The following is a 13,538-nucleotide window of genomic DNA, read 5'->3' as shown; positions in this document are numbered from 1 at the left end:
ATCGAGGGCATGCCGTACGGGGCGGTCGCCGCCGCCGCCCTCGGCGTGGTCGGCACGCTCGCCGTGCTGGACCCGAAGGACCCGGAGCCGGCCCCGCGGGTGGTGCTGGCCAGTGCGCCCCTGGCGGCGTACGGCTCGACGCCGCCCGACGCCACGGGTGAGGCGCGGGTGTTCGACAACGGCCGGCTGCACCTGCACGTGGCGAATCTCCCGGACGTTCCGGGGTACTACGAGGTGTGGCTCATCAACCCGACCACCATGGAGATGTTCTCGGTGGGGGTGTTGGGTGACGAACCTGACGAGCTGCTGCCGTTGCCACCGAAGGTCGACCTTGAGGCATACTCAGTTGTCGACGTCTCCGCCGAGACGTTGGACAACAACACCGCCCACTCCGGCAACAGTCTGCTGAGGGGCACCCTGACGGGCTGATCGGCGGGCCGGCTCAGCTCCCCGGCCCGCCGATCAGCTCCCTTCCGGCGACGGCCGCCGGCCCGGCGTTCAGCCGAGCCGGCGGCCGAACCAGCCGAACCGCTTGTCCAGTGCCACGACGGCGGTCGCCAGCAGGGCGATGCCGAGGATTCGCAGCCAGGCCCCGGCGCTGATCGGTGCCGTCCGGAACAGCGCGTTCATCACCGGCAGGTAGGTCAACGCCAACTGGCCGACGGCCTGCACCAGGACGCCGCCGATGAGCCAGCGGTTGGTGAACAGCCCCAGTCGCCACGGCGACCGGGTGAGCGAGCGACAGCTGAACAGGTAGAACGTCTGCACGGCGACGAAGAGGTTCACGGCCGCGGTGCGGGCCTCCGGCAGGTCCGCCCCGGCGCCCAGTTCCCACTCGAACAGCCACCAGGTACCGGCGACGAGCAGGGCCGAAACCAGCAGGATCCGGACCACCAGGGCACCGGTGAGCAGAGCCTGGCCAGGATCGCGGGGCGGCCGGTCCATGATTCCCGGTTCCTTCGGCTCGAAGGCGAGCGTCAGGCCGAGCGCCACCGCGGTCGTCATGTTGATCCAGAGGATCTGGCTCGGCAGGATCGGCAGCGCCGTGCCGAGCAGGATCGCCACAAGGATGACCAGTCCCTCGCCGGTGTTCGTGGGCAGTGTCCAGGTGATGAACTTCGTCAGGTTGGCGAAGACGCCGCGCCCCTCCTCGACGGCGGACTCGATGGTGGCGAAGTCGTCGTCGGTGAGCACGATGTCGGCCGCCTCCTTGGCCACCTCCGTGCCGGCGCGTCCCATGGCGATCCCGATGTTGGCCTGGCGCAGCGCGGGCGCGTCGTTGACCCCGTCGCCCGTCATGGCCACCACCTGCCCCTCGGCCTGCAGCGCCTCCACCAGCCGGAGCTTCTGCTCAGGTGACACCCGGGCGAAGACCGAGGCCCGGCGCACCGCCTCCGGACGGGCCGCGTCGGACAAATCGTCCAGGTCCGCGCCGCTGAGGACCTCGCCCGGCCCCGGGTCGCCCGCGAGCAGCCCGAGGCGTACGGCGATGGCGCTGGCGGTCGCCCGGTGGTCGCCGGTGATCATCTTTACCGCGATCCCCGCCCTCCGGCACGACGCGACCGCGGCGGCCGCAGGGGGCCGGGGCGGGTCGAGCATCGCCTGCAGCCCGGTGAAGACCAGGTTGCCGGGTAGTTCCTCCTCCACCAGTCGTTCACCGGGATCGACGCGCCACATCGCGGTGGCGAGCACCCGTAGCCCCTCACCGGCCAGGTCCGCAGCGGCGGCCAGTACGGCCGCCCGGTCCAGCGGGACGGACGACCCGCCCCCGTCGAGTGCCTCGGTGGACCACTCGACAACCCTTTCCACCGCGCCCTTGACCAGGACCACACGTCCGTCGTTCCGCTGGTCGTGGAGGGTCGCCATGAACTGCCGCTCGGAGCTGAACGGGATCGTTGCCACCCGGGGCAGTTCCTCGGCCACCTCCTCGGCCCGGAGCCCGACCTTGGCACCCGCTACCAGCATGGCCCCCTCGGTCGGGTCACCGAGCACCGTCCACCGGCCCTCACGCTCGTCGAGTCGAGCGTCGTTGCAGGCGACACCGGCCAGCAGCGACCAGCGCAGCGCGCCGCCCTCTCCGGTGGGGGCTGGGCCACCCCGCGGATCCGTTATTTCGCCCGTGGGTGCGTAACCACCGCCGCTGATCCCGTACCGACCGGCGACGGTCCAGACGGCCTGTACGGTCATCTGGTTCTCGGTCAGGGTTCCGGTCTTGTCAGTGCAGATCACCGTCGTACTGCCAAGTGTCTCCACGGCCGGCAGACGCCGGATCACCGCCCGCCTGCGGGCCATCCGTGACACGCCGATCGCCAGCGTGATCGTCACCGCTGCGGGGAGTCCCTCGGGGATCGCACCCACCGCGAGTGCGACGGCGGCGGTGAAGGTGTCACCCGCGCGCTCACCGCGGACGAGGCCAACGCCGAACGTGACCGCCGCGAGCACCAGGATCGCGACGGTGAGCACTCGGCTGAAGCGGGCCAGCTTCGACGTCAACGGTGTGTCGAGCACCTGGGCAGCCCCGACGAGACGGTGGATGCGGCCCAGTTCCGTCTCCGCCCCGGTCGCGACCGCGATGCCGGCCGCCGACCCACCGGTGACCAGCGTGCCGGAGTAGAGGACGTTGCGCCGGTCCGCCACCGGCGTCCCGTCCCGGAGGACGACCTCGTCCTTGCGGACGGGCAGGGACTCGCCGGTCAGTGCCGACTCGTCGGCGCGCAGTTCGTCGGCGCGGGCCAGCCGCAGGTCGGCGGGCACCTTCTCGCCGGCCTCGACCAGGACCAGGTCGCCCGGGACCACGTCGTCCGAGGAGACCCGGCGCTGCCGCCCTCCGCGCACCACCCGGGCCTCGGTACGCACCATCGCCCGTAGCGCGTCCAGCGCCGCCTCGGCCTTGGACTCCTGCAGGAATCCGATGACGGCGTTGACCAGGACCACCCCGAAGATCACGCCGGAGTCGACGTACTCGGCCAGCATCAAGGTGACGACGCCGGCGGCGACCAGGACGTACACCAGGGGGTTCTGGAACTGCCGGAGCAGCCGGCGCAGCACACCGCCGCTGTCCGCCGTCGGCAGCACGTTGGGCCCGAACCGCTCCCGGCGGGCCGCCGCCTCCTCGTCGGTCAGCCCCCGTTCGGTGTGGGTCTCCAGCAGGAGTACGACCTCGTGCACGGCCAGCGCGTGGTGACCGCTTCCGGGCGTCCTGGCCGCCATCGCCCCTCCTCCGGGTGGGGTGCTGGGCGCTCGTGTCATCGTCGCAGTTCGGGCATCACCGCGGACCCTTCTGCTCAAGATCGCGGAGGCGGCGACCGCACGACGAGGGCCGGAAACCGACTCGCGGTTCCCGGCCCTCGGAGAGCTCGTACTCAGCTCACTTGCGCTTGCGGATCTCCTCGGCGGCCTGCGGCACGATCTTGAACAGGTCGCCCACCACGCCGAAGTCGGCCAGCTCGAAGATCGGCGCCTCGCCGTCCTTGTTGACCGCGACGATGGTCTTCGACGTCTGCATGCCGGCCCGGTGCTGGATGGCACCGGAGATGCCGAGCGCGACGTAGAGCTGCGGGGAGACCGTCTTGCCGGTCTGGCCCACCTGGAACTGGTGGGGGTAGTAGCCGGAGTCGACGGCCGCCCGGGAGGCGCCGACGGCGCCGCCGAGCAGGTCGGCCAGCTCCTCGACCAGCTTGAAGTTGTCGGCGTTGCCGACACCGCGACCGCCGGAGACGACGATCCCGGCCTCGGTCAGCTCCGGGCGGGAGCCCTTCTGCTCGGCGACCCGGTCGACGACCTTGGCCAGCTTGTCGGTGTCGGTGACCGACACGGTGAGCTGCTCGACGGCCGGGGTGGCCGCCGCGGGGGTCGGGTTGACCGAGTTCGGCCGGACGGTGACCAGCGGCAGGCCCTTGGTGACCTTGGACTTGACGATGGTGGAGCCGGCGAAGGCGACCTGGGTCGCGGTGCCGTCGGCGTCCAGGCCGACCACGTCGGTCAGGATGCCGTTGTCCAGCTTGACGGCGAGGCGGGCGGCGATCTCCTTGCCCTCCTGGGCGGAGGCGAGCAGCACGGCGGCCGGCTGCACCCGCTTGACCAGCTCGGCGAGCACGGTCGCCTTGGGAGCGACCAGGTACCCGTCGATCTCCTCGCCCTCGGCGGCGTAGATCTTCTCCGCGCCGTACTCGCCCAGCTTGGCGCTCAGCGCCTCGGCCGCGCCGGCGCCGCCGAGCACCACCGCGCTCGGGGTGCCCAGCTCGCGGGCGAGGGTGAGCATCTCCAGGGTGACCTTCTTGACGCCGAATTCCTTGGTGGCTTCGACGACGACGAGAACCTCAGACATGTCCAGACCTCTCACACGAACTTCTCGGTGGCGAGGAACTCGACCAGCTTGACGCCGCCCTCGCCCTCGTCGGTGATCTTCGCGCCGCCGGAGCGCGGCGGGCGCTTGGTGTGCTCCAGCACGGCGCTGGTGGCACCGTCGAAGCCCACCTCGGTCGGGGTGACACCGAGGTCACCCAGGGAGAGCGTCTGCACCGGCTTCTTCTTGGCGGCCATGATGCCCTTGAAGGACGGGTAGCGCGGCTCGTTGATGGTGTCCCACACGGAGACGACGGCCGGGGTCGAGGCGGTGACCACCTCGTAGCCCTCCTCGGTCTGCCGCTCGACGGTCAGCGTGGAGCCGTCGACGGTGAGCTTGCGCGCGCCGGTCAGGGCGGCGACGCCCAGCCGCTCGGCGATCATGTGCGGCATGACCTGGACCCGGCCGTCGGTCGACTCGGCGCCGCAGATCACCAGGTCGGCGTTCAGCTGGCCGAGGGCGGCGGCGAGCACCTTCGAGGTGGCCACGGCACAGGAGCCGTGCAGGGCGTCGTCCACCACGTGGACGGCCTTGTCCGGGCCCATGGAGAGCGCCTTGCGGATCGACTCGGTCGCCCGGTCCGGACCCATGGTCAGGATGGTGACCTCGCCGCCGTGCGCCTCCTTGATCTTCAACGCCTCCTCGATGGCGTACTCGTCCATCTCGTTGATGACGTTGTTCGCCGAACCGCGGTCGACGGTGTTGTCGTCAGTACGCAGGTTGCGGTCCGCGCCCGAATCGGGCACCTGCTTGACGAGTACGACGATGTTCATCGCGCTTCGACGACCCTCCTGTTGGTGTTGCGATCGCTCGCCCGGTCTGGGGCGCAGCCTGCCGCGTGACTTAACGCTCGGTCAACCGCGGGCTGCTGTGCAGTTGCCCACGGCGCAATGTTACCTGCCAGTAGCTTCGAGCCCCGGAGCCGGTGAAGTGACACAGCTCACCACGGCATCAAAGCCGGGTAAGCCCTACTCAGGCCGGCTGAGCCAGCACGGCCCTGATCCGATCGATCATCGCCGCCTCCTCCGGGGCGACGCCCCGGTGCGCCCGGGCCACCCGGTCCGCCGCGGCCAGCACCACGTCCCGGTAGGTCGCCACGTCGGCCGGGGACTTCTCCCGCAGGATCTCCAGCGCCCGGGCCAGCGCCGGCAGCACCACCGACTCGATCTGCGCCGGGTCGCGGGGCATCTTCGGCAGTGGACCCGTGGTCAGCGCCTCCTTCACCACCCCGCTGGTGTCGGCCAGCGCCCCCGACGCGGCGAAACTCTCCCGGAACACCGCCACCATGCCCGGATCGGCATTGGACACCAGGAAAACCGCGCCGAAGGCACCCGTCTTGAGAGTCAGCCGCTCCTCGGCCGTCAACCGCTCCGCCATGATCACGGAGTGTAGACGTACGGAGTGGTCGTGGTGACCGGGACGAGACCGAGCCGCTGAAGGATCGGCCGGCTCTCCGACGAGGCGTCGACCTGCAGGAGCGTCCGGTCCCGCTGGACGGCCAGGCGGGCCCGGTAGGTGACCAACGCCCGGTAGATGCCCCGCCGCCGCCACGGCGCGAGCGTCGAACCACCCCAGAGGGTGGCGAAGGCGGTGCCCGGCACATAGCGCACCCACCCCGCGCTGACCACCTCGTCCCCCGCCTCGGCCACCACCACGGTGATCGAGTGCGGGTCGGCGGCGATCTCCTTCTCCAGACCGGTCACCAGGTGGCTGCGGTCGGAGTTCCACACCGCCTCCTCCATCGCCGCGATCCGCTCCAGGTCCGCGCGGGCGGTCACCTCACGCAGGCGTACGCCCTCGGGAACCACCGGGAGTGCGGCCGCGAGCGGCGCGGCCGGGCCGATCACGACGGTCTCCTCCGGCTCCGGCTCGAAGCCGGCGGCGCGCAGCCGGTCCGGGAGGTCGGCGGGCTGGTCGTGGCCGTGCAGCTTCCATTCCACCGACTGGCCCCGCCGCCGGAAGTCCTCCACCTGACGCGCGATGAGCGCGTCCAGGTTCGGGCCGTCGAGCCCGCCCAGGTCACGGTAGGTCAGGAACCCGCCGTGGTCGAGGCCGATGATCCGCACCAGCGGACCGTCGTGCTCCACCGTGACGCCGGCCGGCAGCGGGTCCGGTACCCAGGCCCGCAGCTGACGGTCGTACGTGGTGCGCAGCATCGTCACATCAAGATCCGTCACCGTCCCAGCCTACGACCGGGAGGAAGCGGATAATCGATCGCGTGTGGCAGGCGATCCGGCGGTGGTTCGACCCGCGCGACCTCCGCTCGGTCGGCAGCACCCCGGACTACCGGTTCTCGCTGGCCAACGAGCGGACCTTCCTGGCGTGGCTCCGTACCGGGCTGGCGCTGGTCGCCGGCGGGCTCGCCGCCGCCCAGTTCCTGCCGCCGCTGCCGCTGGCGCACCTGCGGGAGATCATCGCCGTCGCGCTGCTGCTGCTCGGCGGAACGGTCGCGGTGCGGGCCGTCGACCACTGGGCGCGTACCGAGCGGGCCATCCGGCTCGGCGAGGAGTTGCCCGCCTCCCGCTTCCCCGCGGTGCTCGCCCTCTCCGTCGGCCTCGGCGCGCTGCTGCTGGTGGCCGCGGTGCTGTCCCGGGCCCTCGGCGACCGGTGACCGGGCACGCGCGGGACCCGGGCCTGCAACCGGAGCGGACCCGGCTGGCCTGGCGACGCACCGCGCTGGCCCTGACGGTGATCATGGTGCTGACCGTGCGCCTCGCGCTCACCGGCGACGTGGCCGGTGCGCTGCTCGCCGGGGTCGCGGTGGTGGGCTGGGGCGCGGCGCTGCGGGTGTGCTGGCGACGCGCCACCGGCAGCGGACCGTCCGGCGCCTACGGCCGCGCCCTGCCGCTGGTGGCCCTCGCCACCGCCGGTTTCGCGATGCTCGGCGCTCTTCTGGTCGTACGCGGGCTGTGGTGAGGTGGACGCCTGCGCCATGATGGGTGCATGGCCCGGTTGTACGTCCTCTTCTTCGTCGCGCAGATCGTCCTCGCCGTCTGCGCGCTGATCAGCTGTCTCTCCGCCGAGGAGGGCGAGATCCGCGCCCTGCCCCGGATCGCGTGGGTGCTGATCATCCTGTTCTTCCCGCTGGTCGGCTCGATCGCCTGGTTCGTCGCCGGCCGCACCTCCACCGGCGCCCGCCCCCGGACGCCGTGGCCGACCGGCGACCGTTTCTCCGAGCGGAAGCGCGCCCGTACGGTCGCCCCCGACGACGACCCCGAGTTCCTCCGCTCCATCGAAGAGCGGTCCCGCAAGGACGACGAGTTGTTCCGCCAGTGGGAGGACGACCTGCGCCGTCGGGAGGACGACCTGCGCCGCCGCGAAGGCGAGCCGCCGCGCGAGGAGGACCCGCCCCGCTCCCGGTGAGCGCCTCCGCCGTCGCCGGGCTGCCGGCGACGGCGGAGGATGTCGCTCAGGCCAGGTTCGACGAGCGGGGGTACGCGTCGGTCGGGTCGGTGAGCACGTTGACCAGGTACGGCACACCGGCGTCGAACGCCCGACGCAGCGCCGGGCCGAGGTCGCCGGCCTTCGCCACCGTCTCGCCGGCACCGCCGAGGGCGGTCACCACCTGGTCGTAGCGCAGCTCGGGCTGGAGGTCGGCGGCCACGTCATACCCGTACATCGCGCGCATCGGGTGCTTCTCCAGGCCCCAGATGCCGTTGTTGCCGACCACGATCACCACCGGCAGCTTCTGCCGGACCAGAGACTCCACGTCCATCAGCGAGAAGCCCGCCGCGCCGTCGCCCATCAGCACGCAGATCTGCCGGTCGGGGTAGCTGACCCGGGCGCCCATCGCGTATCCCATCCCGGTGCCGAGGCAACCGTACGGGCCGGGGTCGAGCCAGGTGCCGGGCTGCGCCGGCTCCAGGTAGCGGCCGGCGTACGAGACGAAGTCACCGCCGTCGCCGATCGTGACCGCGTCGCGGGCGAGGACCTTGCGCAGCTCGCCGTAGATCCGGGCGGGACGGATCGGGTCGGTCTCGGCGGCCATCTCCTCGGCGTCGCGGGCCTTGGCAGCGTCCTCGGCGACGCGCAGCTCGGCGACCCAGTCGGCGTGGTCGACCCGGTCGCCCGGGTGGTCGGCCAGCGCCGTGAGGATCAGCCGCAGGTCACCGGCGGGGGCGGCGGCCGGCTCGACGTGCCCGGCCCGCTGGCTGGGCGCGTCGACGATGTGCACCACCCGCGCGTCGCCGAAATCGCCGAAGCTGAGCCGGAAGTCCAGCGGAGTGCCGACCACCACCACCACGTCGGCGCCCTTGAGCGCGACCCGGCGGGCCTTCGCGAAGGCGAGCGGGTGCTCCGGTGGCAGGGCGCCGCGGCCCATGCCGTTGGTGAAGACCGGCACCTGCAACGCCTCGGCAGCCGCCCGCAGGGCGTCGACGGCGTCACCGGCGTACACGTCGGAGCCGGCGATGATCACCGGGCGGGTGGCACCGGCGATCAAACCGGCGGCCTTCGCCACCTCGCCCGGGTCTGCCTCGACCGGCGCGATGCCGGGCAGCGTGGGCAGCTCGGCGTCGGCGACCGAGAAGACCGCCTCCAGGGGGAGGTCGAGGAACACCGGGCCCCGGTGCGGCGTGAGCGCGGCGGTCAGCGCCGCGGTGACCGCGCGCGGGATGTCGTCGGTGCTGAAGACCGTCTCGGCGTGCTTGGTGACCGGGGCGACCAGCGGCAGGTGGTCCATCTCCTGGAGGCTGCCCGAGCCCCAGCGGAACTGCGGGGCCCGCCCGCCGAGCACCAGCACCGGGGACGCGTTGAAGTACGCGCTGGTCAGCCCGGAAATGCCGTTGGTGACGCCGGGACCGGCGGTGAGCACCGCGAGACCCGGTCGGCGCTGCAGCTTCGCCACCGCCTCGGCGGCGAAGACGGCCGACTGCTCGTGCCGGACGTCGTAGAGCGGGAAGCCGGCCTTGTGCGCGGCGTCGTAGAGCGGGAAGACGTGCCCGCCGGAGAGGGTGAACATCTCCCGCACCCCGTACGCGCGCAGCGCCGCCAGTGCGAGCTCCCCGCCGTGCCCTTCGATCCGCTCCGTCATAGCCCGTTCCCCTTCGTCCGCATGACCGGAGTCACACGTTACTCACCGGTACAACGAATGTGAACCGCTCTCGGGTCAGCGGCCCGTGAAGTCCGGCTTGCGCTTCTCCACGAAGGCGGCCATGCCCTCGCGCCGGTCGTCGGTCGCAAAGAGCGCCGCGAAGAGCTGGCTCTCCCACGCCAGACCGGAGGCGAGGTCCATGTCCAGGCCGCTGTCGACCGCGAGCTTCGCGGCGCGCAGCGCCTGCATGGGACCCCTCAGGTACGGGCGGACCAGCTCGACCGCCGTGTCGTAGACCTCGGCGGCCGGGGCGACCCGGTCGGCGAGACCGATCCGCAGCGCCTCGTCGGCGTCCACCATCCGGCCGGACATGATGAGGTCCTTGGCGCGGGCCGGGCCGACGAGGCGGGCCAGCCGCTGGGTGCCGCCGGCACCCGGGATGATGCCGAGCCTGATCTCCGGCTGCCCGAGCTTGGCGTCGGAGGCCACCACCCGCCAGTCGCAGGCGAGGGCCAGCTCGCAGCCGCCGCCGAGGGCGTACCCGGTGATCGCGGCAACGACCGGCTTCGGGATCCGCGCGATCGCGCCGAGCGCGCTGGACAGGTCCGCGGCACGCTCCGCCATGTCCACGTAGGACATGTCGGCCATCTCCTTGATGTCCGCGCCGGCGGCGAAGACCTTCTCCCCGCCGTACACGATGACGGCACGCACGTCCGCGTCGGCGGTGGCCGCCGAGGCCGCGGCGCGCAACTCCTCCTGCACCTGGGTGTTGAGCGCGTTCATCGGCGGCCGCTCCAGCCGGATGGTGCCGATCCCGTCCCTGGTCTCCAGCCGCACGAACTCGCCCACGCTGTTCCCTCACTTCCTCGTCGAAGTAGCGTGCCAACCTTACGGCCCGGCCCGTTGGGGTACGTAGTCTGGTGTCAGGCCCGCTACCGGGAGTACTGCCATGATCACGTACTACAACGACAGGTCGATCCAGGTCACCTCCGCCGCCGTCCGGGTGGACGGCCGCACCTTCCCGCTGGCCGAGATCAGCGCGGTCTGGCATCGCCGGGGCAGCCGCTCCTGGCGGGTGCTCGCCGGCCGCGGCGCGATCGGGGCGGCGCTCACCGGTCCCCTGGTCGCCGCCGGCCTCGGCATCGCGCTGGCCCTCTGGCTGGACCGCTCCGCCACCGTCACGATCGCGATCGTGGGTGCCTCGGTGCTGGTCGGGCTCGCCGTCGGGCCGGTCGCCGACTTCCTCTTCGAACACCTCGACCGGTCGTACGTCCGGGGCAGCCGGCAGCTGGAGATGTGGGCCCGCTGGCGTGGTCAGTCGATCCGGCTGCTGAGCACGGGTGACGCGCTGCGGTTCGGCCAGGTCTACCGTGCGGTGCAGCGCGCCGTCGAGGCCGGCCAGCCGGTGCCGCACCGCCGCCGCTGAGGCCGAGGCAGCCGGTTCGCCGCTCGGGTGGGTCCTTCGTGACGACGGTCCGCCGGCGCCGGTCATGGGGCGGCGCGGCCAGGTCCGGCGGGACCAGCGACATGCCTGCCGAGCCCTTTCGAGCTGATGTCGTGGGTGGATCACGCGTCGGCCCGAGGTCCGACCGGTGCCGGCACCCGCGTCCGGCGGGCACGGGCGCACCTGCGGTGCGTGCGGGGCGCGGGGGCGCGCTGGCCTGATGTCGTGAACGATTCAGCTCGACAGGGGCGCGAACGGATCCCGTGGCCCGCCGGTACGACGGGACGGGACGGGACGGGCCGGCATGGCCCGAGAGTGCTACAGCTTAGTGATGACGCTCTATTACCGGGACGACGCGGTGCAGGTGACGTCCGAGTCGATCCGGGTGGGCGGCCACGCGGTGTCGCTCGCCGAGGTGACGTTCGTCTGGCACGCGCGGGGGCGCACCACGCTGGCCGTACGCGGCCGGGTGTTCAGCCGGGGAGTCCTCGTCCTGCTCCTGTCCCTGCCGCCGCTGGTGGCGGTGGTGTGCGCGCTCTCGCTGGCCTGGTCCGCCCAGGACCGGGGACAGTGGACACTCGCGCTGATCATCATCGCCGCCTGCGCGGTCCTGGCGCTGGCACTCACCCCCTTCCTGGAGATCCCGCTTGGCTGGCTGGACCGCTCCTACGAGCGCGGCAACAAGGTGCACGAGCTGTGGGTGCAGCATCACGGGCGGGAGGTGCTGCTGCTGCGGACACCGGACGCGCTACGGTTCGGGCAGATCTACCGCGCGGTACAGCGCGCCGTCGAACAACGGGAGGACCCTCGGTGAGCGGTGGACGCGGCAGTGCCGTCGCCCTGGCCGGACTGCTCACCGCCGCCGGGATCACCCACCTCGTGCGGCCGGAGTTCTACGACCCGATCGTGCCGCGGGCCCTGCCCGGCCCGCCCCTCGCGTGGACGTACGCCAGCGGGGTCGCGGAGCTGGCGGTGGCGGCGGCGGTCGCGCATCCGGCGACCCGCCGGACCGGTGGCCTGGCCGCCGCCGCGCTGTTCGCGGCGGTGCTGCCGGCCAACGTGCAGATGGCGATGGACTGGCGGCGCCGGTCCCCGGCGTGGCGGGCGGTGGCCTACGGCCGGGTCCCGTTGCAGGCCCCGCTGATCTGGTGGGCGCTGCGCGTCGCCCGGTCATAACACCGCGGCTATGGACGAATCGGGGTGTGCGCGTCACCCCCGTCGGATGCTCTCCTCATTAGACGGTGAATTTCATCGATATGAGGAGGCAGTCATGCTGAGAAGGCTCGTCACCGCCGCCGCGACAGTCCTCGCCCTGATGCTCCCCGCACCGCTCGGCGCCCAGGCGTCCGCACCCGATCCGGGCCTGCCCGGCGCGTACGCGGCCGGCTACGTCGACACCACGGTCAGCGCGGCGGGCCGCTCCTTCTCCGCCCGGGTCCACTACCCGGCCACCGCCGCCGGCAACGCCCAGCCGGTGGCCACCGGCCGGTTCCCGGCGATCGCCTTCGGCCACGGCTTCCTCCAGTCCATCTCGCGGTACCAGTCGACCCTCGCGCACCTGGCCTCATGGGGCTTCATCGTCATCGCCCCCGGCTCGCAGGGCGGCTTCTCGCCCAGCCACAGCGCCTTCGCCGACGACCTCAACGCGGCACTGACCTGGGCCGTGGCGCAGGACACGACGAGCGGGTCCCGCTTCGCCGGACGCGTCAGCACCGACCGGCTGGGCCTGTCCGGCCACTCCATGGGGGGCGGTGCGAGCATCCTCGCGGCGGCCCGGAACCCGCGAGTGGTGACCGTGGCGAACCTCGCCGCCGCCGAGACCAACCCGTCCGCGAAGGCCGCCGCCGCCACGCTGACCATCCCGGTGCAGCTCGTCGCCGGCGAGCGGGACTCGATCGCCGGGGTGGCCGACCACCAGCGCCCGATCTACACCAGCAAGCTGCCGGCGAAGCAGCTGCGGATCATCCGGGGTGGCTACCACTGCGGCTTCATGGACTCCTCCTCGCTCTTCTGCGACAGCGGCGGCATCAGCCGGGCCACCCAGCTGCAGATCAGCAAGCGGCTGCTCACCCAGTGGTTCCTGCGGCACCTGGCCGGGGACCTCGCGTACGACGACGCGGTCTGGGGAACGCCCGCGCAGACCGATCCGGCGGTCAGCTTCGAGGGCGTCCGCTGACACCGGGCCTGACCGGCGGGCCTCCCGGCCCGCCGGTCAGGTCAGCGGCAGTGTGGTGGCCACCGGCCAGGCCAGCAGGGCCGCGCCGACCACCGGTGGCAGCCAGGACGGCGCACCCGCCCCGCGCAGCACCGCCGCCCAGGCCACCTGCCAGCCCACCAGCAACGCGAAGAGCGGCACCACCAGCAGCACGAAGCCGGGCGCCAGACCGACCACCGCCGAGGCGGTCAGGGCGAGCACGGCGAGCACGCCCACCACGGCGTGCCGTCCGGTCCGGCCGCCGGAGACCCGTTCCGCGCCGGCCAGGAAGACCAGACAGCCGGTGGCGGCGACCGGCAGCAGCCACCACCGGGCGCCGACCGGCAGCGCCGAGGTCAGTCCGAGGTGGATCGGGATCGCGACGGCGAGCACCGCGTACCCGGTGAGCAGCACGGCGGCGACGACGGACCGTGCCGTCCCGAGGTGCGCGACCGGGGCGGCGGTGGTCTTGAGGTGGTCCGGCCCGGCGCCCTCGATGCGGTACTCCGGGACGCCCAACCCC

Annotated in this window: 15 protein-coding genes and 1 pseudogene; 8 read left to right on the top strand and 8 right to left on the bottom strand. The window is 72.5% G+C overall.

The window, feature by feature from the left end; genetic code table 11:
- Nucleotides 1-429, top strand: a 429-nt coding sequence (locus AB0I76_RS10980; protein WP_357033182.1) for an anti-sigma factor, incomplete at its 5' end; no start/stop codon positions are given.
- A 69-nt stretch (nt 430-498) separates the two neighbouring features.
- On the opposite strand, the gene AB0I76_RS10975 is transcribed toward AB0I76_RS10980, so the two are convergent.
- The 5 genes from AB0I76_RS10975 to AB0I76_RS10955 all read right to left on the bottom strand — a co-directional run bounded on the left by AB0I76_RS10975 (nt 499) and on the right by AB0I76_RS10955 (nt 6,522).
- The gene (locus AB0I76_RS10975) at nt 499-3,210 is read right to left on the bottom strand and encodes an HAD-IC family P-type ATPase (RefSeq protein WP_357033180.1); all 2,712 of its coding nucleotides are present in this window, start codon (nt 3,208-3,210) and stop codon (nt 499-501) included.
- 157 nt (nt 3,211-3,367) lie between these two features.
- Nucleotides 3,368-4,327 carry an electron transfer flavoprotein subunit alpha/FixB family protein gene (locus AB0I76_RS10970; RefSeq protein ID WP_357033177.1) on the bottom strand — a complete coding sequence of 320 codons (960 nt, stop codon included), beginning with the start codon at nt 4,325-4,327 and terminating at the stop codon, nt 3,368-3,370.
- An 11-nt stretch (nt 4,328-4,338) separates the two neighbouring features.
- A complete protein-coding gene (locus AB0I76_RS10965; protein ID WP_357033174.1) occupies nt 4,339-5,118 on the bottom strand; it encodes an electron transfer flavoprotein subunit beta/FixA family protein in 780 nt (259 codons plus the stop codon).
- 199 nt (nt 5,119-5,317) lie between these two features.
- A complete protein-coding gene (locus tag AB0I76_RS10960; protein ID WP_357033171.1) occupies nt 5,318-5,722 on the bottom strand; it encodes a hypothetical protein in 405 nt (134 codons plus the stop codon).
- Between the two features lie 2 nt (nt 5,723-5,724).
- Nucleotides 5,725-6,522, bottom strand: a complete 798-nt coding sequence (locus AB0I76_RS10955; RefSeq protein ID WP_357033168.1) for a GNAT family N-acetyltransferase — start codon at nt 6,520-6,522, stop codon at nt 5,725-5,727.
- Nucleotides 6,523-6,563: 41 nt separating this feature from the next.
- Here AB0I76_RS10955 and AB0I76_RS10950 point away from each other — a divergent pair, with 41 nt between their 5' ends.
- Genes AB0I76_RS10950 through AB0I76_RS10940 form a run of 3 tightly spaced genes read left to right on the top strand, consistent with a single transcriptional unit; the run spans nt 6,564 to nt 7,708 of the window.
- Nucleotides 6,564-6,956 (top strand): DUF202 domain-containing protein, encoded by a 393-nt coding sequence (locus tag AB0I76_RS10950; protein WP_357033165.1) that lies wholly within the window; start codon nt 6,564-6,566, stop codon nt 6,954-6,956.
- The gene (locus AB0I76_RS10945) at nt 6,953-7,261 is read left to right on the top strand and encodes a DUF202 domain-containing protein (RefSeq protein ID WP_357033162.1); all 309 of its coding nucleotides are present in this window, start codon (nt 6,953-6,955) and stop codon (nt 7,259-7,261) included. Before AB0I76_RS10950 ends, AB0I76_RS10945 begins: the two co-directional genes overlap by 4 nt.
- Before the next feature lie 27 nt (nt 7,262-7,288).
- A complete protein-coding gene (locus AB0I76_RS10940) occupies nt 7,289-7,708 on the top strand; it encodes a PLDc N-terminal domain-containing protein (protein WP_357033159.1) in 420 nt (139 codons plus the stop codon).
- Nucleotides 7,709-7,754: 46 nt separating this feature from the next.
- Here the strand turns inward: AB0I76_RS10940 and AB0I76_RS10935 are convergent, their stop codons facing one another.
- Both AB0I76_RS10935 and AB0I76_RS10930 read right to left on the bottom strand, forming a co-directional pair.
- Complete coding sequence (locus AB0I76_RS10935; RefSeq protein WP_357033156.1) at nt 7,755-9,377, bottom strand: acetolactate synthase; 1,623 nt, start codon at nt 9,375-9,377, stop codon at nt 7,755-7,757.
- A 75-nt stretch (nt 9,378-9,452) separates the two neighbouring features.
- Nucleotides 9,453-10,226 carry an enoyl-CoA hydratase-related protein gene (locus AB0I76_RS10930; protein WP_357033153.1) on the bottom strand — a complete coding sequence of 258 codons (774 nt, stop codon included), beginning with the start codon at nt 10,224-10,226 and terminating at the stop codon, nt 9,453-9,455.
- Between the two features lie 100 nt (nt 10,227-10,326).
- Between AB0I76_RS10930 and AB0I76_RS10925 the strand changes: the two genes are divergently transcribed.
- The 4 genes from AB0I76_RS10925 (at nt 10,327) to AB0I76_RS10910 (ending at nt 12,997) form a co-directional block, all read left to right on the top strand.
- Complete coding sequence (locus AB0I76_RS10925) at nt 10,327-10,803, top strand: DUF6232 family protein (RefSeq protein ID WP_357033150.1); 477 nt, start codon at nt 10,327-10,329, stop codon at nt 10,801-10,803.
- A gap of 349 nt (nt 10,804-11,152) precedes the next feature.
- Complete coding sequence (locus AB0I76_RS10920; protein WP_357033147.1) at nt 11,153-11,635, top strand: DUF6232 family protein; 483 nt, start codon at nt 11,153-11,155, stop codon at nt 11,633-11,635.
- Complete coding sequence (locus tag AB0I76_RS10915; RefSeq protein WP_357033144.1) at nt 11,632-11,997, top strand: hypothetical protein; 366 nt, start codon at nt 11,632-11,634, stop codon at nt 11,995-11,997. Before AB0I76_RS10920 ends, AB0I76_RS10915 begins: the two co-directional genes overlap by 4 nt.
- A 94-nt stretch (nt 11,998-12,091) precedes the next feature.
- Nucleotides 12,092-12,997 carry an alpha/beta hydrolase gene (locus tag AB0I76_RS10910; RefSeq protein ID WP_357033141.1) on the top strand — a complete coding sequence of 302 codons (906 nt, stop codon included), beginning with the start codon at nt 12,092-12,094 and terminating at the stop codon, nt 12,995-12,997.
- Between the two features lie 36 nt (nt 12,998-13,033).
- Here the strand turns inward: AB0I76_RS10910 and AB0I76_RS10905 are convergent.
- Nucleotides 13,034-13,538 (bottom strand): annotated as a pseudogene (locus AB0I76_RS10905) (hypothetical protein); the annotation flags it as partial.

Source organism: Micromonospora sp. NPDC049799 (genome assembly GCF_040656655.1).
Lineage (GTDB): Bacteria > Actinomycetota > Actinomycetes > Mycobacteriales > Micromonosporaceae > Micromonospora.
The sequence above is the reverse complement of the archived record's forward strand: the minus strand, read 5'-3'. Positions and strand labels throughout refer to the sequence as shown.